Below are 16,969 nucleotides of genomic sequence, written 5' to 3'. Positions count from 1 at the left end.
TTACCGCTCCTTTAGGGCAATACGCCGGTTATACAAATTCATGACGGCCGATATCGACAAGCTGACTGTTAAATAGGCGGCCATAATAATCAAAACGCCTTCAATTGCCTGACCCGTTTGATTCAGTGTTGTATTGGCAATTGAGACAATATCGGGATAGCCGATTGCAACAGCCAGAGAGCTGTTTTTGGTCAGGTTCAAATATTGACTTGTCATTGGCGGCACAATTACCCGTAACGCCTGGGGAATAATAATCCGGCGCAACACCTGGCTATCTTGTAATCCCAGGGCACGACCAGCCTGCCACTGCCCCGCCCCCACCGACTGAATACCAGACCGCACCACCTCAGCAACAAAAGCTGCGGTATACAGCACCAGCCCCAGCAACAGAGCGGTGAACTCCGGGCTTAATGTTGCACCTCCGGCAAAGTTAAAGCCTTTCAGCTCGGGCACGCTTACGTGAAGCCCTGGCGAGAATGCAATCGTGGCTGCGAATGCAACCGCCAGAAAAAACACCATACCAATCAGTGTCAGTGCCTTGCCCGGATGGCGGCCTGTTTTTGCTTTGCGGCCTAAACGCGCTGCAACAATTAAATACAATACGACCACAAACAATGCCAGCCAGAAAACTGAACCATTCACCCCCAACAGCCACGGAACAGTTAAACCCCGGTTAGATAAAAACACACCCGACACCGGCTCCAGTGCAAGCCGGGGTGAAGGCAAGCTTTGCGTAATAAGGGCGTACCAGAAAAACAACTGCAATAACAAGGGGATATTACGCATCACTTCAATATAGGCCGTTGCCACTGCAGCCAACAGCCGATTGCCCGACAAGCGTGCAATGCCGATCAGGCTACCCAGCAAAGTTGCCAAAATCACCCCAAGGGCCGCGACTTTCAACGTATTCAGAATGCCAACCCATAAAGCACGGGCGTAAGAGTCGGCAGGACGATAAGCGACCGGGCTCTCGCTGATTGCGAAACCCGCCTCCCGCTCCAGAAAGCCGAACCCGGTTGAAATGTTGCGGGCAGCCAAATTAACCAGCGTGTTATCGACCAACCAATAAACCAGCAAACCAATACCCAGCAACATGGCCAACTGGTATATCCAGGCTCGCACCCTGGCGTTGCGCCACGACCAGCGGGCAAAATGGGAAGAGCGTCGATTTGCAGGAAAAGTCATAGAGATTGACGCATTAACAGGATAAAGTATCGAAGGCACGATATCATATCCGCCTATGAGCGATTTCTATAGCCAACGGTCAACATGATTGAGTTTCAACACGTTTTCAAATCCTATGGCCGGAGCCGAAACATTCTGGCCGACATCAACTTCCGTATTGAAGCGGGGGAATTCGTTTTTGTTTCAGGCCCGTCGGGTGCCGGGAAATCCACGCTGCTGAAGCTCATTGGTGGGCTTGAACCCCCCAGCCGCGGCAGTATTACGGTGAACAAGAACCGCATTGATAAAATGCCGGGTCGCGCAAGACCCTATTTGCGCCGGGCCGTAGGTGTGATTTTGCAAGACACCCATCTGCTGTTTGACCGCAGCGCTTTTGAAAACGTGCTGTTACCCCTTACCGTTGTCGGGCTCGAACGGTCTCAAGCCATTACCCGAGCCCGGGCTGCACTCGATAAGGTGGGTTTGGCGGGTAAAGAAGACTTGAACCCCGTTGAAATGTCGGGCGGCGAACAACAGCGCCTGGCGATTGCACGCGCCATTGTGAATCGCCCCGCCATTCTGATTGCCGATGAGCCTACCGCCAACCTGGACCACGAAAGCGCCCGACGCATCATGGATGTGTTTCGCGACTTCAACCGGGTGGGTGTCACCACGCTAATCGCCTCTCACGACACCTCTCTAATGGCCACTTACGCTTCACGCACGCTGCAAATACTCCCTGGCCGCTTCACTGATTTACGCGGGGTGCAGGCATGAGACGCTGGATACGCCATCACCGTTATGCGTTAGCAATCGCCTTTCGACGCCTGCTGTCGAATCCATTTTCATCATTGGCGAACTTGCTGGTTATTGCCCTGACCTTAACGCTACCCATCATCGGCACCGCTTTTCTGGTCGCCGCGCAACCGGTTGTCAAACAAGTTTCCATCACGCCTGAAATTACCTTGTTTATCGATCTCTCGCACGATCAGGAAAAGGCGCAAAGCATCGCTACCCGAATTCGCAACGAGCATGAAGCCGACGTTGCAAATGTACGCGTTATTCCCAGGGACCAGGCCATGAACAACCTGAAGGGCAATCCGGCGTGGTCGGATGCGCTGGCCGTACTTCCCGATAATCCCCTTCCCCACGCAGTCGTCATCACGCTTAAGGAAACCGAAGATTTACCTGAGCGCGTGGCCGCCCTGACAAACCTTTGGAAAAATCTGGACGGCGTTGGCACCGTGCAACACGACGCCGCCTGGGTCCAACGGCTGGCGGCCATCCTGGCGTTTCTTCGGGTTGGCCTGGGTTTAATGGCCGCAGGTGTCGTGCTGGTTGTTTTAGCCACCGTGTTCAACACAGTACGTATGCAAGCTTTGAGCCAGCGGGAAGAAATCGCTGTCGCCCGCCTTGTTGGTGCAACAGAGTCGTTTGTTCGACGCCCATTTCTTTATCTGGGTGCCCTTACAGGTGTTATCGCAAGCGTTGCCGCCATTATTTTCGCAAAACTGGCACTGGTTCCAATGAACGAAAATCTGGCAACGTTAGCCGGTACTTACAACGCCCAACTGGCGCTTAGCCTGCCTAACACACACCATCTGTTGCTGGCCATATTCACCGTTGCTGTTTTGGCAGCCTTATCGGCGCGTTGGTCTGTTACCCGAAATACCCGCTTTTAACCGGTATGACCACTGCTACAAGTACGCCGCCACCCAAAGTAGGTGTCGAGACCTTCGCCCAAGCTGTATCGAACTGGCAAAAATCAGAAGGACGCCATCATCTGCCCTGGCAAAACACCCGGGACCCTTACCGTATTTGGCTATCGGAGATTATGCTGCAGCAAACGCAGGTTGGCACGGTAATCGACTACTATCACCGCTTCCTGAAGCGATTCCCAACGTTAGCCGATTTGGCTCGGGCGTCCCAGGCAGACGTACTGGCATACTGGGCCGGCTTGGGTTACTACGCTCGGGCTCGTAATCTTCACCGCTGCGCGCAAACCGTCATGGAACAATGGGGCGGAAAATTCCCGGAAACACCAGAGCAAATCGCAACACTACCGGGTATTGGGCGCTCTACCGCCGCAGCCATTGCAGCATTTTCATTTGGGGGGCGTGCCCCCATTCTGGATGGTAATGTAAAGCGCGTCTTTACCCGGTTTTTCGGCGTATTTGGCTATACCGGCACGAAAGCAGTTGAAACAGAGCTTTGGTCTATTGCACAAGCCATTCTTGATCATGGCCCCCGGGATCTCGATATGATCTCGTATACCCAGGGTTTAATGGATTTGGGAGCAACGCGGTGTACGCGAACAAAACCCGATTGCACGCACTGCCCTTTAACCACCTCGTGCTACGCCAACCTTAATAATGCCCAGAAAGCGTTGCCCTCGGCGCGACCACGTAAACTTGTGCCGCAGCGGGAATGTCATATGCTGATATTGCTACACAATGACAATGTCCTGCTGGAAAAACGCCCCCAAACCGGAATTTGGGGCGGACTCTGGTGTTTACCGCAATTCAACGAATTCGACGCGCTGGAAAACGCCTGCGTGAATTGGGGCGTTAAACCCTCGGCGCAAAGCAAAATGGCAACACTTCAACACACATTCACGCACTTCAAATTGCAGATAACGCCCTGGTGGCTGACAGTTAAGCGTATACCGCTGGCAGAACCCAACAACGACTATTGCTGGCAGCCTCTAAACCTGCTGGCCGATACCGGCTTGCCCGCCCCGGTGCAAAAAATCCTTCATGGTGTTCGCCAAAGCCTGCTTTCAAACAATAAAGCCTAACGTGCCTGAGACGGCTGACGGTAATGATTAATACTCATCAATAGGCCGCACGCGATGCCCAAGGTTAATAAGGCCGTACCGCCATAACTCATAAACGGCAGGGGTACCCCAACCACCGGCAAAATACCCGTGACCATACCGATATTCACAAAAACATAAACGAAAAAGGTCATTGACAGCGCACCCGCAAGCAAACGGCCGAATTGGGTCGTTGCGCGTGCTGAAATAAATAGCCCGCGCACAATAAAAAGCGCAAACAGCACCAATAGCATGACCCCGCCATACAAACCAAACTCTTCCGCATACACCGCAAAAATGAAATCGGTTGTACGCTCGGGAACAAAATCAAGGTGTGCCTGGGTTCCTTCCATATACCCTTTACCATAAACGCCCCCGGAACCGATGGCGATCATTGACTGAATCGTGTGAAAACCTTTCCCAAGCGGGTCGGAGCTGGGGTTAAGCAATGTGCAAACTCGATTCTTCTGATATTCATGCATGACGACCCAATCCACCTCAGGTTTGCAAATATCAGTTTCAAAATAAACCATGGTGCCCAAGCCTACGGCCATGACCACCCCAAGAGGCACCAAAAGCCGAAAGGACAAGCCGGCAAAATAAATAACGAAAAAACCCGACAACAACACTAATAGTGCCGTACCCAGATCGGGCTGACGCACAATTAAAACAAACGGAATAGCCAGCAGAATAATCGCAGCAAGAAGATCCAATAGCCGCATGCGTTTGGCTTCGAGCTGCTGAAAGTACCAGGCCAACATCATTGGCACGGTCAACTTCAACATTTCGGAGGGCTGAATGCGGATAACGCCCAGATCGAGCCAGCGGGTGGCCCCTTTACTGGTTTCACCAAAAAACTCCACGGCGACAAGCAGCAAAACACCCACCACATAGAGCGCAGGAGAGAGTTTTAACCAATATTTTGGGGGCACTGCCGCAACAAACCACAGCGCAATAAACGCCAGAGAATAGTTGCGCACTTGACTGGCAAAGCGCCAATCGGTGCCGCCAACCGCAGAATGCATGATCACCAGACCCAAGCCGGCCATCAAGATCAACAAGGCCAATAACGGCCAGTCAAAAACCGTTAAAACCTTCAAAACCCATCGAAAATACTGCTTCATGGGCTCACCTCGGCAAGCGTGGTATTGGTGTCGGCCTTTAACCAATAATCAAAAACCTTGCGCGCGATCGGTGCCGCAACCGTTGAACCCCAACCGCCATTTTCCACGATCAGGGCAACGGCGATGCGCGGTTTGACTGTCGGGGCATAAGCCATAAACAACGCGTGATCACGCAAGCGCTCGTCAAGTTCGCTGGATTTGTATTCCGCCCCGCGCAAGCTGAAAACCTGCGCTGTACCCGTTTTCCCCGCCGCCTGATACGGAGCACCGTCAAATGCCACTCGAGCGGTCCCCTCATTCACGACGCCCGCAAGCGCGTTTTCAATTACCTCAATATTTTCGGGTTTAAGGTCAACAACGTGAGAGGGTTCGGTTACCGTTTTCTTCAACAGGCCTGTTTGCGAATTTCGCACCAGATTCACCAAATGCGGTGTCATATAAACGCCTTTGCTGGCCAATACCGCGGTGGCTTGCGCAAGCTGAAGCAGCGTGAACGAGTTGTAACCTTGCCCCACTGCCACCGACACTGTTTCCCCAACGTACCATCGCTGCTGTTCCGGCTTGCGGAACGCTTTCTCTTTCCAATCGGTTGAGGGCAAAATGCCCCGGCGCTCACCATCCAGGTCAATACCCGTGTATTGCCCGAACCCAAACTGCTTGCTGAAGTCATGCAGCGCATTTACGCCAATCTCGGGGCCCAAAGAGTAAAAGTAGGTATCCGATGACTTCACCAACGCCCGATACATATCGGTTTGACCATAAGCGATTGAACCCGCGTTGCGAAAACGCTGTCGCCCCAACTCAAAATAACCTGGATCATAAATTTTGGTTTTAGCGTCCCGCACTCCCAACTCCAGTGCCGCCAACGCCACGAACGGCTTATAAGTTGACCCAATAGGATAAGTGCCATACAAAGGCCGGTTAATTAAAGGATGATCTTCCGACTCGTTAAGCATACGCCAGTTGTCAACGTCGATGCCGTCTATAAACAAATTAGGGTCGAACGATGGTGCAGACACAAAAGCCAACACCTCACCGGTTTCCGGCTCAATTGCAACCAGGGCGCCGCGCTTTCCCTGAAATTCTTTTTCAACAAGCTGTTGCAACCCAAGGTCCAGAGAAAGGATTAAATCGGAACCCGGGACTGGGTCCGTTCGCCGCAATGTTCTCACCGGCCGCCCGGTTGCCGTTACTTCGACCTCCTCGACACCCGTTTGACCATGCAATACATGCTCCCAGGTTTTTTCAATTCCCTTTTTGCCGATATTATGGGTACCACGGTAATTTCCCAATTGCCCATCACGCTCAAGACGCTCCAGGTCTTGTTCCGAGATGCGACCCACGTAACCCAAAACATGAGCGGCACTTGAACCATGCGGATACTCCCTGACCCAACGTGCATTCAGCGTCACACCGGGAAATTTATACGCATGTGCTGCAAACCACGCCGCTTCAGTTTCATTAAGGTTATTACGCAACATGACGCGGGCGTATCGACTCGATTGATTCACACGCTGTAAAAATCGTTTCTGGCTCGTTGGGCTGATATAAACCAATTGTGAAAGCGTATTCAGCATGGCTTTCAGATCAGAAACTTCGGCCGGTATAACCTCAAGGGTGTAATCACGATAATTACGGGCCAATACCGCGCCGTTCCGATCCAGAATTTCACCTCGCCTGGGCGGAATCGGGACTACCGCAATACGGTTTTCATCCGCCCGCGCCGCCAAACCTTCGTAACGCTCAACCTGCAAATACCACAAGCGGCCCACAAGCAGGAAAAAGCAAACGACTACGAAGATGCCGGCCACCCACAAACGCAACCAGACTTTGCGCTTTTGTTCGTGCGAGGTTTTCTTGAATTCGAACATACTTGCCGACAATAAAATTAGGCGTTGCCACCATCAAGCTCTTCATGCAGGCGATGAGGCAAATAATGCAACAAAATATCGGCAACCGGCCACAAGCCTGCAGTGAACACCGCCGACACAAGCCATGACCACCCCAGCCAATGCCCTGCCAGCCAGGAACTGATCATGATGTAAATTGTTTGCACCAACAGCAAAACGGGCAGGATGTGAATGGCCTGTACGACCGAATTAAAACGCTGCAGGCGACGGCCCAGTGTGACCACACCATAAGCAGCCAAACCATAAACAAGGGCGTGCCCCCCCAATGGACCTGCATCATGAACATCCATAAGCAGACCAAAGGCAAAAGCGGTAAACAGCCCAACACGCCGCGGCTCATTCAGGCACCAGAACAAAAGCACCAATAACAATAAGTCGGGCGCATAGGGCCACACCCGCCAGGACGCCAACGAAGCAAGCCACACTATAAAAATAGAACCCCACACCAACAGTAAGCTGGATGAACGGCCAAACGAGCGAGTATCGATCGGCGTTAGAGCGGATAGCGATGACTTGGAGCCAGTTCCACGCGGTGCCATAGCTTAGGGCTCCACTTCGGATAAAAGTTCGGACTGCTCCGACAAGAGCACTAAAAAATGCCGATATCGCTCAGGATGCGACAAAGGTGTTGCCACCGCCACCGCGAACCCGCTTACCGCATCGCGACGAACTTCATCAACCCTTGCAACTGCCAAACCGGCTGGAAACAGGCCGCCAATACCGCTCGTGACTAAAGTATCGCCTGTACGCACGTCCGCGTTCAAGGGCAGGTAACGCGCCTCAATTTTTCCGGCGGGATTCCCGCCAAAGGCGATTAAACGCAAACCATTGCGCACGACCTGAACCGGCACCGACACTTTTTCATCAGTGATCAATGCCGCCTCCGACGTAAAAGGCGTAACTCGCACGACCTGCCCAACAACGCCGCCTTCATCAATAACAGGCATTCCAGGGGCAATGCCGCTGTCGGAACCTTTATTGAAAATCAGATGGCGGTTGTAAGGATTGGCAGGCTCATAAAGAACCTCGACAGCCACCGACTGCTGCTCGGCCGGTGCGGTAACGTTCAATAGACGACGCAATTGCTGATTCTCGGTCGCCAACTGCGCAGCATGGCTGGCAAGCTGCGCCAACTCTATTCTTTGCCGCTGCAGCGCTTCTTTTTCTTCTTTGGCAACCGTTGCCGCGTTAGCCCAACTGCGCACCCCTTCGATTAAATCCCGAGGGGCCATTGCGGCACGCTGAAAAGGATAAATCAGAACTGACACTGCCTGCCGGGCAGGCTCAAACACCTTCCAACGGGCATCGACGACGAGCAGTACGAGCGATAGCACCAGAATGACCAACAAACGGAACTCCGCTGTTGGCCCCCGCCTGAATAATCGAAGAGTCGCATTCTGCTGCATCGTTCAAGGCCGCACCGTCTTGCGCTTAATCGTAGATGAAAACTGTACCCAAACGTTCCAGGTGTTCCAGTGCCTCTCCGCAACCGCGAACGACGCAGGTAAGCGGGTCGTCGGCCACAATAACCGGCAAGCCCGTTTCTTCCTGCAGCAAACGGTCGAGGTCGCGCAACAGCGCACCGCCACCCGTAAGGGCAATCCCTTTCTCGGTAATATCGGCGCCCAGTTCCGGAGGCGTTTGTTCAAGTGCCGTTTTCACTGCTGAAACGATTTGATTCAACGGATCGGTAAGCGATTCAAGAATTTCGTTTGAAGACACCGAAAAACTACGTGGCACGCCCTCGGAAAGATTACGGCCTTTGACCTCAATTTCTCGAATTTCCGCGCCTGGGAAGGCCGAACCGATTTCCTTCTTGATGTATTCAGCAGTAGGCTCACCGATAAGCATGCCATAGTTACGGCGAATGTAATTGATGATGGCTTCATCGAATTTGTCGCCACCCACGCGCACGGAACCCTTGTAAACCATGCCACCCAGCGATATAACGGCAACTTCCGTCGTGCCGCCGCCAATGTCGACGACCATGGAGCCGCTGGCATCAGAAACGCCCAGACCGGCACCAATAGCAGCCGCCATCGGTTCTTCAATGAGATAAACCTGGCTGGCGCCCGCACCGAGCGCGGATTCGCGAATAGCGCGGCGCTCAACCTGAGTGGAGCCACACGGCACACACACGATAATGCGCGGACTCGGCGCAAACATGCTGCCTGGATGCACCATGCGTATAAACTGTTTGAGCATTTGCTCGGTAACGGTAAAGTCGGCGATAACGCCGTCTTTCATGGGACGAATGGCTTCAATATTACCGGGGACCCGCCCCAGCATTTGCTTGGCCTCTCGCCCCACAGCCTGAATAATTTTCTTGCCGTTGGGGGAACCGTCGTGACGGATGGCCACCACGGAGGGCTCATCGAGTACGATGCCTTTGCCACGAACATAAATAAGTGTATTGGCCGTACCCAGGTCGATGGCCATATCACTGGAAAAATAACTGCGGAGAAATCCGAACATGTGCGCTCAGTAATATCTAGATATTGAGAGAAAGCCGGTTAATTTGGCGCTACTATGTGAAGCAACGGCCCAAGCCAACGCCCGTTCAAGCTTAGGCAAGCTGCGGCTTTAGGCCGAATTTTCCAAGCTTAACACGCGCGCGCAGGCTTAATTAACTGAATTAGCCGTAAATCATAACTTATAATTCAGTTTAAACAGGGGCTTCAATGCCCCATTCATTTTTAGTAACGGGTTTTCACTAGCTGGGTCATACTTTTTTACCTACCCGGCGCGTCAATACCTAATGATTTTCGCGGATTCTCTGAATGGCAATTACACAAGACGATGTTTCCCGCGTGGCACGGCTCGCCCGCATCGCGCTGTCGGACACCGAGCAGGCACGTATGGAAAGTGAACTCAACGGCATTCTGGGCCTCATTGAACAACTGCAGGCCGTCGACACAACGGGCATCGAGCCTATGGCGCATCCGCTATCGGCGCATCAAGACATTCACGCCCGCCTGCGCGAAGACGTCGCCGCCCCAACCCAAACAACGGGCCAGCGCGATCATCTCATGGCCAACGCCCCGGCCAACGAAGAAGGTCTGTTTCTGGTACCTAAAGTTATTGAATAAGCCCGATACTGATCACCCTCACTATGTCTTCTAATTTCGAATTCTCCGGTATTGCAGAACTTGGCATTGCGTTGCGCGAACGCAAAGTCAGCGCGTGCGAGCTTGCACAAGCCTCTTTGAATCTCGCGAAACAGCACACGAATCTGAATGCCTTTCTGCACATCGACGATCAACTCACGCTCGAACAGGCCAAACACGCTGACGCATTGCTGGCGCAAGGGAAAGGCGGCCCTTTAACCGGCATTCCCATTGCTCACAAAGATATTTTTGTTACCCAAAAGTGGAAAACAACGGCCGCAAGCAAAATGCTGGAACACTACACCAGCCCATTCGACGCCACCGTTGTACAACGTTTGAACGACGCGGGGGCCGTATCGGTCGGCAAGCTCAATTGTGACGAATTCGCAATGGGTTCAGGTAATGAAAACTCGGCTTTCGGCGCAACACGCAATCCTTGGGATCCGGAGTCTGTCCCCGGCGGCTCATCAGGAGGGTCGGCTGCAGCTGTTGCCGCAGGCATTGTCCCAGCAACTACAGGTACCGACACTGGCGGCTCGGTGCGCCAACCTGCGGCTTTATGCGGCGTGAGCGGTATCAAACCCACATACGGAACAGTGTCAAGGTTCGGGATGATTGCTTTCGGATCCAGTCTCGATCAAGCGGGCCCCATTGCGCGCAGCGCAAACGACCTGGTCGATATACTCGATATTATGGGCGGCTTTGACGAACGCGACTCAACCAGCCTTGAAACGTGCGACGGAATCGCCAACCAGCCCGGGCGGGTTCGTGAGGCCTACGACACAAAACAAGCACATTTTTCGGGGCAAGGTTCCCAACCCTTGAAAGGTTTACGCATCGGAGTACCCAAGGAGTACTTCAATGCAAGCCTGGCGCCCGATGTGGCGCAGGCCGTTGAAACGGCCCTGGCGCAATACGAAAGCCTGGGCGCCGTACGCGTGGAAATTTCACTCCCTCGCACCCAATTAGCCATCCCCTCTTATTACGTTATTGCGCCGGCTGAAGCATCCAGCAATTTGTCGCGCTACGACGGCGTCCGGTACGGGCTTCGCGCAGCCGATTACAACAACCTTGAAGAAATGACCAGCCGTACCCGCGCCGAAGGGTTCGGCGACGAAGTCAAACGGCGCATCATGGTGGGTACCTATGTGCTGTGCCATGGTTATTACGATGCTTATTATCTGCAGGCGCAACGGGTGCGTCGCATGATCACCGACGACTTCCAACAAGCATTTGCCGAAAAATGCGACGTCATCATGGGGCCGGTTACGCCCTCGGTTGCCAAAAAGATAGGTGACAACCGCGACGACCCAACGGCCGATTGGCTGGCCGATGTTTATACCCTTGGCGTCAGCCTGGCGGGCCTGCCCGCCATGTCGATCCCCTGCGGCTTCGGAGGGCAAAACGCCACACTGCCCATCGGCCTGCAACTCATCGGCAACTATTTCACCGAAGGTCAACTGTTAGCCGTTGCCGACCGCTACCAGAACGTTACCGACTGGCATCAACGCAAACCGGATCAAAAATAATGGAATGGGAAATCGTTATCGGGCTGGAAACACACGCCCAGTTGTCTACCGAATCCAAAATCTTTTCCAACAGCAGCACCCGCTATGGGGCGCAGCCCAACACCCAGGCCAACGAAGTTGATATGGCCCTGCCGGGCAGCCTGCCGGTTCTTAATAGGGGAGCCGTTGAGCGCGCCATTCAATTCGGGTTGGCCGTCGATGCACATATCGCACCACGCTCTGTTTTCGCACGCAAAAACTATTTTTACCCCGATCTGCCGAAAAACTATCAAATAAGTCAGTTCGAAATCCCGGTCGTTCAGGGCGGAAAAGTGTATTTCCAACTTGGCGAAGAGGAAAAAGTCGTCAACCTGACCCGCGCCCACCTTGAGGAAGACGCAGGCAAGTCGCTTCACGAAAACTATACCGATGCCAACGGACGCCCGGCCTCGGGAATTGATTTAAATCGCGCCGGCACACCCTTACTGGAAATTGTGTCTGAGCCTGAAATGCGTTCGGCAGCGGAAGCCGTTGCGTACGCCCGCACTCTGCACAGCCTGGTGGTGTGGCTGGGCATTTGCGACGGCAACATGCAGGAGGGCTCATTCCGTTGCGATGCAAACGTCTCGGTTCGTCCCAAAGGCCAAGAAGAATTCGGCACACGTTGCGAGATCAAGAACCTGAACTCCTTCCGTTTCCTTGAACGTGCCATTCAGTACGAAGCCCAGCGCCAGATTGAAATCATTGAAGACGGCGGCGCAATCCGTCAGGAAACACGACTTTACGATGCCGATGAAGACGTCACCCGAAGCATGCGCAGCAAGGAAGACTCCGACGACTACCGCTACTTCCCCGACCCCGACCTTCCCCCGTTGGTCATTACGTCAGATTGGGTCGAACGCGTACAACAGGCCATGCCTGAATTACCGCAGGCCAAGAAAAGCCGCTTCCAGGAAACCTTGGGGCTGACACCGTACGACGCCGCCCAGTTAACCCTAAACCGCGACCTTGCCGACTATTTTGAGCAAACCGCAGCGGGTTTGCCGGGCGACCAGGCAAAGCTGGCCGCCAACTGGGTACTCGGCGAAGTTTCGGCGGCGTTAAACCGCGACGAAATTTCAATTGACCAATCATCGGTCAAGCCGACCCGGTTATCTGCGCTCATCAATCGCATTATCGACGGCACCATTTCAAACAAAATCGCCCGAGACGTTTTTGCCGCCATGTGGGAAGACAAGAACGATGCCGACCCCGATGCCATTATTGAGGCAAAAGGACTCAAGCAAATTAGCGACAGCGGCGCCATCGGCAAGATGATCGACGACGTTCTGGCCGCCAACCCCGCCATCGTCGACGAATATCGCGCCGGTAAGCAAAAGGCGTTCAACTCACTGGTAGGACAGGTCATGAAAGCTGCAAAAGGGAAAGCCAACCCTCAGCAAGTTAATAGTCTGCTGAAAGAAAAACTGGGTTAGCGTTCCGTCTGAGATGAGTTGAAAACTAACAAAGCAACCCTGCGCCGGGCCTATACAACACCGTATTTGGCCCGGTAAGCGGCAACGGCTTCCCGATGCCCTGCAAAATCTGCATCCTGATCAAGCAGTTGCATAATGTCGCTTAATGAAGCGATGCTTACAACGGGAATGCCGTATCGCTGAGACACTTCCTGAACAGCTGAATGCGCCGACAACGCGTCGTCGGGTCCGGCCCGTTCCATACGGTCCAGCGCAATCAGCACCGCAGCCGGTTCTGCACCCGCCTCGCGAATCAGGTCGACCGACTCACGCACCGATGTCCCCGCCGTAATGACGTCGTCGATAATAACAACACGGCCCTGCAAGGGCGCACCCACCAGGGTTCCGCCCTCACCATGATCTTTTGCCTCTTTACGATTGAAAGCAAACGGTACATCGCGGCCGTTCATTCCCGGGTGATTAGCCAGTGCAACCGCCGTTGCGGTTGCCAATGGGATCCCTTTGTAAGCCGGACCGAACAACATATCGAAACCCACACCGGAATCAACCAGCGCCTGAGCATAAAACCCCGCAAGGCGGCCCACGGTAAAGCCTGAGTTGAACAAGCCCGCGTTAAAAAAATATGGGCTGATACGACCGGATTTGACGCGAAACTCGCCGAACCTCAATACCCCTTGCTCAAGCGAGAAGCGGACAAAATCATTACGCGCGTTCGATTGGGACATAACTGTACTTTTCTTCATTAATCAAAAACAACATTATTACGCATTCGGACATGTGAATGTCGCCAAAAGCCAGTATCTTCCTTTAAACTTACCCAGACTGCGCAGAGCCCGGGTAGCTGGTTCTCTGCTTGTGCCGTCGTTTCACTGCCTGACTCCGCTTTACTCATTCTGATAAGGAATCAATATGGAAAACACCTGCACGCTTTGGGCTCCCCGTATCCTGGGGGTACTAAGAATTGTCACCGGCTACCTCTTTTTCTGGCATGGCTCGGCAAAACTATTCGGCATTCCACACGTCCCCATGTTCGACAATTTGCAAATTATGTCGTTGGTTGGGTTAGCAGGCATTATCGAAGTTGTGTTCGGCTTCCTTGTCTTTATTGGTCTTTTCACCCGTTTTTCTGCGTTCATTGCCTCCGGCATGTGCGCGGCGGCCTACTTTATCGGCCACGTTGCCACACAAGGCCAATTCTTTTTGCCTATGCTCAACAGAGGTGAGGCCGCCGTGTTGTTCAGCTTTATTTTCTTCTACATTATTTTTGCCGGCCCCGGCACATGGAGTATTGACGGACTGCGCAAAGACAAAACCAGCTAGGTGGTTGAGTAACGGGAACCGCAAGCACGTTATGATTGTCTTATTTACATGATGCAACATTCGACAATCATGAAGCAGACACCTGTTTATTATCTTTCGCACGGAGGCGGGCCCTGGCCATACATGCCGGAGGCCCGCGAAAAATACGCCATTCTTACGAAGGCGTTGCAGGATATTCCGCAACAACTGGAAAGGAAGCCGGATGCCATTGTGATGGTCTCGGCTCATTGGGAAGGCGACAACACGTTTCTGGTCATGGGCAACCCCCACCCGCCCATGTATTACGACTACTACAATTTCCCCGAACATACCTACCATGTCCAGTATCCGGCCCCGGGTTCCCCTTCCCTGGCGCGCGAGCTGGCACAACTGATTGGCGATGCCGGGCTTCCAGTGGCCATTGACAACCAGCGTGGATTCGATCACGGGGCATTTGTACCTCTTCACGTCATGTATCCAGAGGCCGACATTCCGGTTGTGCAACTTTCCATAGAAACCCATTTTGATCCTGAATTGCATCTGGCACTTGGACGTGCGCTGGCACCGCTAAGGGAAAAGAACATTCTTATTCTGGGTAGCGGCCTCAGTTATCACAACCTGCGCGAAATTCGCACAATCGGCGCTGAGCCTTCCGCTCAATTCGATGCCTGGTTGCAGGAAGTGCTGGTAAATGGCCCGGTTGCAGAGCGTGCCTATAAACTTAAACAATGGGAAACGGCTCCTGCAGCCCGCCGTGCCCACCCGAGGGAAGATCACTTGCTACCGTTGATGGTCGCGGTAGGCGCCGCCGAGAATGAAACCGGCACTTGTGTTCATCACGAAGTAACGGCATTTGCAAATATCACCGCTTCGAGCTTTCGATTCGGTTAATTGAACCGATAGCTCATAAAACCATAACAAACCGCACGATTCCACTACAGTGAATTTTCACTCAATAAAGTTCCGCATTATCTTACTGTGCGTCCTTTTGGTCGTGTTCGGTTTTGTATTCCGGCTTCTCGTGGTTTTACCGCTAGCCAAACAGGAATTACACGAGTTAGTCACAACCCAACAGCTGTCGATGGCCTCGTACATAGCCGATGAAATAGACCAGAAAGTACGGACACGGCAAGAAACACTGGAACGGATCGCGGGCTCCTACCCTCATGAGTCCGGCAACGACCCCAGTGTTATCGAAGCATGGCTGTCCCGCGTGCAAACGTTGAGCCCCTTTTTTCTTTCCGGCATGATGATCGTATTGAAAGACGGCACCTTGCGGGCATCCAACACACCTGCAAGCACCACAGCTCATCATGACGCTTTATTTACCGAGACCCAATGGCTACTAAGCATTCTAAACTCAGGTGGGCCACAGATTAGCCCTCCGTTTAAAGATCCGGACCAAAACACAGCAATGATTGCATTTGGTATTGGGATCCGCGACCAAAGTGGTGCTGTAACGGCCGTTCTGGTTGGCTTAACGCAACTTGATGCGGCAGGCTTTTTACAAGAACTGAACACCCAGAAATGGGGGAATGGTGGCAGCTACCTGATTATTTCGCCTCACGACCAGATGTTCCTGGGCGCCAACGATCCCTCCTTTATCATGAAACGCACCCCAAAGCCGGGCATTAACCTGCTTCACGACAAAGCCATGGCGGGTTATCGCGGCCCAGGGGTTACCGTGAATGCCCAGGGAGTCGAGGAAGTGGTCGGTATTCAATCGGTACCCAGTACAGGCTGGTTTGTTGTTTCCCGTATCCCCGTTGAAAAGGCCTACGCCCCTATCGACACCATTGCTGATTACGTCATCATGGCGGGCGCATTATTGTCGGCGATCGCGCTCACTTGCCTGGCCCTATTCCTTCCTCATGTATTTCGCCGGCTCGACCGTGCTACACAAGCGATTGGCGACATGGCATCGGGGCGAAAACCTTTACATGCCCTGCCCGAAGATGGAAAAGACGAAGCCGGTGCATTGGTCAGGCAGTTCAACCTGCTGGTGAAAAGAATTCAGGATCAGGAAACGTCATTACGACGCAACGAGGCGAAACTGGCCTACATGGCCACCCACGATACGCTGACCAAGTTATACAACCGCCCAATGCTCATGTCGCGCCTTCAACATAGCCTTGAAATTGCGCATCGCCATCGGGCTGCCGGCGCGGTTCTATTTTGTGATCTAGACGGTTTTAAGCCTGTTAACGATAACTTCGGCCACGATGTCGGCGACCAGCTGCTTGTTGAAGTGGCCCGTTGCCTTTTATCGGGACGACGACAAACCGATACGGTTGCACGCCTGGGCGGAGATGAGTTCGTTATTGTGCTGACCGACCTCAAGGCGCCGGTTGAAGACGCAAAACGATTGGCGCAACAATACCTGGACGCAATCAGGGCACCATTCAATATCGACGGAAAAGAACTCAAAATAAGCCTTTCCATTGGTATTGCCTTATTTGGTAATGAATCGATTAGCCCTTCCCAACTGTTGTCCAACGCCGATACCGCCATGTATCGCGCCAAAAATCTTGGGAAAAATCGCTACTGCCTTCATCAATAATGACGGC

The 16,969-nt window shown here is 53.2% G+C and carries 16 protein-coding genes; 9 read left to right on the top strand and 7 right to left on the bottom strand.

All coding sequences use genetic code 11. From position 1 onward, the window contains the following. Complete coding sequence (locus CJO09_RS14110) at positions 1-1,185, bottom strand: amino acid ABC transporter permease (protein WP_119442931.1); 1,185 nt, start codon at positions 1,183-1,185, stop codon at positions 1-3. An 84-nt stretch (positions 1,186-1,269) separates the two neighbouring features. Here CJO09_RS14110 and CJO09_RS14105 point away from each other — a divergent pair, with 84 nt between their 5' ends. The 3 genes from CJO09_RS14105 to mutY are packed head-to-tail and all read left to right on the top strand — an operon-like array spanning position 1,270 to position 3,961. Continuing rightward, a complete protein-coding gene (locus CJO09_RS14105) occupies positions 1,270-1,941 on the top strand; it encodes a cell division ATP-binding protein FtsE (protein ID WP_119442930.1) in 672 nt (223 codons plus the stop codon). Further along, positions 1,938-2,846 (top strand): cell division protein FtsX, encoded by a 909-nt coding sequence (locus tag CJO09_RS14100; protein ID WP_119442929.1) that lies wholly within the window; start codon positions 1,938-1,940, stop codon positions 2,844-2,846. Before CJO09_RS14105 ends, CJO09_RS14100 begins: the two co-directional genes overlap by 4 nt. Positions 2,847-2,851: 5 nt before the next feature. After that, positions 2,852-3,961 (top strand): A/G-specific adenine glycosylase, encoded by a 1,110-nt coding sequence (gene mutY / locus CJO09_RS14095; protein ID WP_119442928.1) that lies wholly within the window; start codon positions 2,852-2,854, stop codon positions 3,959-3,961. On the opposite strand, the gene rodA is transcribed toward mutY, so the two are convergent. Genes rodA through CJO09_RS14070 form a run of 5 tightly spaced genes read right to left on the bottom strand, consistent with a single transcriptional unit; the run spans position 3,958 to position 9,488 of the window. Continuing rightward, entirely contained in the window at positions 3,958-5,103 is a 1,146-nt protein-coding gene (gene rodA, locus CJO09_RS14090; protein ID WP_119442927.1) for a rod shape-determining protein RodA, read from the bottom strand. The two genes, mutY and rodA, sit on opposite strands and share 4 nt — an antisense overlap. Continuing rightward, positions 5,100-6,974 carry a penicillin-binding protein 2 gene (gene mrdA / locus CJO09_RS14085; RefSeq protein ID WP_119442926.1) on the bottom strand — a complete coding sequence of 625 codons (1,875 nt, stop codon included), beginning with the start codon at positions 6,972-6,974 and terminating at the stop codon, positions 5,100-5,102. Before mrdA ends, rodA begins: the two co-directional genes overlap by 4 nt. Positions 6,975-6,991: 17 nt before the next feature. After that, positions 6,992-7,552: a rod shape-determining protein MreD gene (gene mreD, locus CJO09_RS14080; protein WP_119442925.1), complete on the bottom strand. Its 561-nt coding sequence runs from the start codon at positions 7,550-7,552 to the stop codon at positions 6,992-6,994. Positions 7,553-7,555: 3 nt separating this feature from the next. Beyond that, positions 7,556-8,419, bottom strand: a complete 864-nt coding sequence (gene mreC / locus CJO09_RS14075; protein ID WP_119442924.1) for a rod shape-determining protein MreC — start codon at positions 8,417-8,419, stop codon at positions 7,556-7,558. A gap of 25 nt (positions 8,420-8,444) precedes the next feature. Beyond that, complete coding sequence (locus tag CJO09_RS14070) at positions 8,445-9,488, bottom strand: rod shape-determining protein (RefSeq protein ID WP_114421406.1); 1,044 nt, start codon at positions 9,486-9,488, stop codon at positions 8,445-8,447. A 305-nt stretch (positions 9,489-9,793) separates the two neighbouring features. On the opposite strand from CJO09_RS14070, the gene gatC reads away from it, so the two are divergent. The 3 genes from gatC to gatB are packed head-to-tail and all read left to right on the top strand — an operon-like array spanning position 9,794 to position 13,103. Further along, positions 9,794-10,102: an Asp-tRNA(Asn)/Glu-tRNA(Gln) amidotransferase subunit GatC gene (gene gatC / locus CJO09_RS14065; protein ID WP_119442923.1), complete on the top strand. Its 309-nt coding sequence runs from the start codon at positions 9,794-9,796 to the stop codon at positions 10,100-10,102. A 23-nt stretch (positions 10,103-10,125) separates the two neighbouring features. Continuing rightward, entirely contained in the window at positions 10,126-11,649 is a 1,524-nt protein-coding gene (gatA, locus tag CJO09_RS14060) for an Asp-tRNA(Asn)/Glu-tRNA(Gln) amidotransferase subunit GatA (protein WP_119442922.1), read from the top strand. Further along, the gene (gene gatB, locus CJO09_RS14055) at positions 11,649-13,103 is read left to right on the top strand and encodes an Asp-tRNA(Asn)/Glu-tRNA(Gln) amidotransferase subunit GatB (protein WP_119442921.1); all 1,455 of its coding nucleotides are present in this window, start codon (positions 11,649-11,651) and stop codon (positions 13,101-13,103) included. The genes gatA and gatB overlap by 1 nt, the downstream gene beginning before the upstream one ends. 50 nt (positions 13,104-13,153) lie before the next feature. On the opposite strand, the gene pyrE is transcribed toward gatB, so the two are convergent. Next, positions 13,154-13,828 (bottom strand): orotate phosphoribosyltransferase, encoded by a 675-nt coding sequence (pyrE, locus tag CJO09_RS14050; protein WP_119442920.1) that lies wholly within the window; start codon positions 13,826-13,828, stop codon positions 13,154-13,156. Positions 13,829-14,012: 184 nt separating this feature from the next. On the opposite strand from pyrE, the gene CJO09_RS14045 reads away from it, so the two are divergent. The 3 genes from CJO09_RS14045 to CJO09_RS14035 all read left to right on the top strand — a co-directional run bounded on the left by CJO09_RS14045 (position 14,013) and on the right by CJO09_RS14035 (position 16,962). Beyond that, on the top strand, positions 14,013-14,423 hold the full coding sequence (locus CJO09_RS14045) for a DoxX family protein (protein WP_119442919.1): 411 nt from the start codon (positions 14,013-14,015) through the stop codon (positions 14,421-14,423). A 69-nt stretch (positions 14,424-14,492) separates the two neighbouring features. Further along, positions 14,493-15,293, top strand: a complete 801-nt coding sequence (locus CJO09_RS14040) for a DODA-type extradiol aromatic ring-opening family dioxygenase (protein ID WP_245961348.1) — start codon at positions 14,493-14,495, stop codon at positions 15,291-15,293. A 190-nt stretch (positions 15,294-15,483) separates the two neighbouring features. After that, positions 15,484-16,962, top strand: a complete 1,479-nt coding sequence (locus CJO09_RS14035) for a GGDEF domain-containing protein (protein WP_119442918.1) — start codon at positions 15,484-15,486, stop codon at positions 16,960-16,962. The last annotated feature ends 7 nt before the right edge of the window (positions 16,963-16,969 follow it).

It is taken from the genome of Neopusillimonas maritima (genome assembly GCF_003576595.1).
In the GTDB taxonomy this organism is placed as follows: Bacteria; Pseudomonadota; Gammaproteobacteria; order Burkholderiales; family Burkholderiaceae_B; genus Neopusillimonas; species Neopusillimonas maritima.
Note: the sequence above shows the minus strand (reverse complement) of the source record. Positions and strands in the feature narration are given on the sequence as shown.

Bases quoted from the DNA above. Each gene is read 5' to 3' on its own strand.
- CJO09_RS14110 (WP_119442931.1), bottom strand. From the start codon at position 1,185: ATGACTTTTCCTGCAAATCGACGCTCTTCCCATTTTGCCCGCTGGTCG.
- CJO09_RS14105 (WP_119442930.1), top strand. From the start codon at position 1,270: ATGATTGAGTTTCAACACGTTTTCAAATCCTATGGCCGGAGCCGAAAC.
- CJO09_RS14100 (WP_119442929.1), top strand. From the start codon at position 1,938: ATGAGACGCTGGATACGCCATCACCGTTATGCGTTAGCAATCGCCTTT.
- mutY (WP_119442928.1), top strand. From the start codon at position 2,852: ATGACCACTGCTACAAGTACGCCGCCACCCAAAGTAGGTGTCGAGACC.
- rodA (WP_119442927.1), bottom strand. From the start codon at position 5,103: ATGAAGCAGTATTTTCGATGGGTTTTGAAGGTTTTAACGGTTTTTGAC.
- mrdA (WP_119442926.1), bottom strand. From the start codon at position 6,974: ATGTTCGAATTCAAGAAAACCTCGCACGAACAAAAGCGCAAAGTCTGG.
- mreD (WP_119442925.1), bottom strand. From the start codon at position 7,552: ATGGCACCGCGTGGAACTGGCTCCAAGTCATCGCTATCCGCTCTAACG.
- mreC (WP_119442924.1), bottom strand. From the start codon at position 8,419: ATGCAGCAGAATGCGACTCTTCGATTATTCAGGCGGGGGCCAACAGCG.
- CJO09_RS14070 (WP_114421406.1), bottom strand. From the start codon at position 9,488: ATGTTCGGATTTCTCCGCAGTTATTTTTCCAGTGATATGGCCATCGAC.
- gatC (WP_119442923.1), top strand. From the start codon at position 9,794: ATGGCAATTACACAAGACGATGTTTCCCGCGTGGCACGGCTCGCCCGC.
- gatA (WP_119442922.1), top strand. From the start codon at position 10,126: ATGTCTTCTAATTTCGAATTCTCCGGTATTGCAGAACTTGGCATTGCG.
- gatB (WP_119442921.1), top strand. From the start codon at position 11,649: ATGGAATGGGAAATCGTTATCGGGCTGGAAACACACGCCCAGTTGTCT.
- pyrE (WP_119442920.1), bottom strand. From the start codon at position 13,828: ATGTCCCAATCGAACGCGCGTAATGATTTTGTCCGCTTCTCGCTTGAG.
- CJO09_RS14045 (WP_119442919.1), top strand. From the start codon at position 14,013: ATGGAAAACACCTGCACGCTTTGGGCTCCCCGTATCCTGGGGGTACTA.
- CJO09_RS14040 (WP_245961348.1), top strand. From the start codon at position 14,493: ATGAAGCAGACACCTGTTTATTATCTTTCGCACGGAGGCGGGCCCTGG.
- CJO09_RS14035 (WP_119442918.1), top strand. From the start codon at position 15,484: ATGGCCTCGTACATAGCCGATGAAATAGACCAGAAAGTACGGACACGG.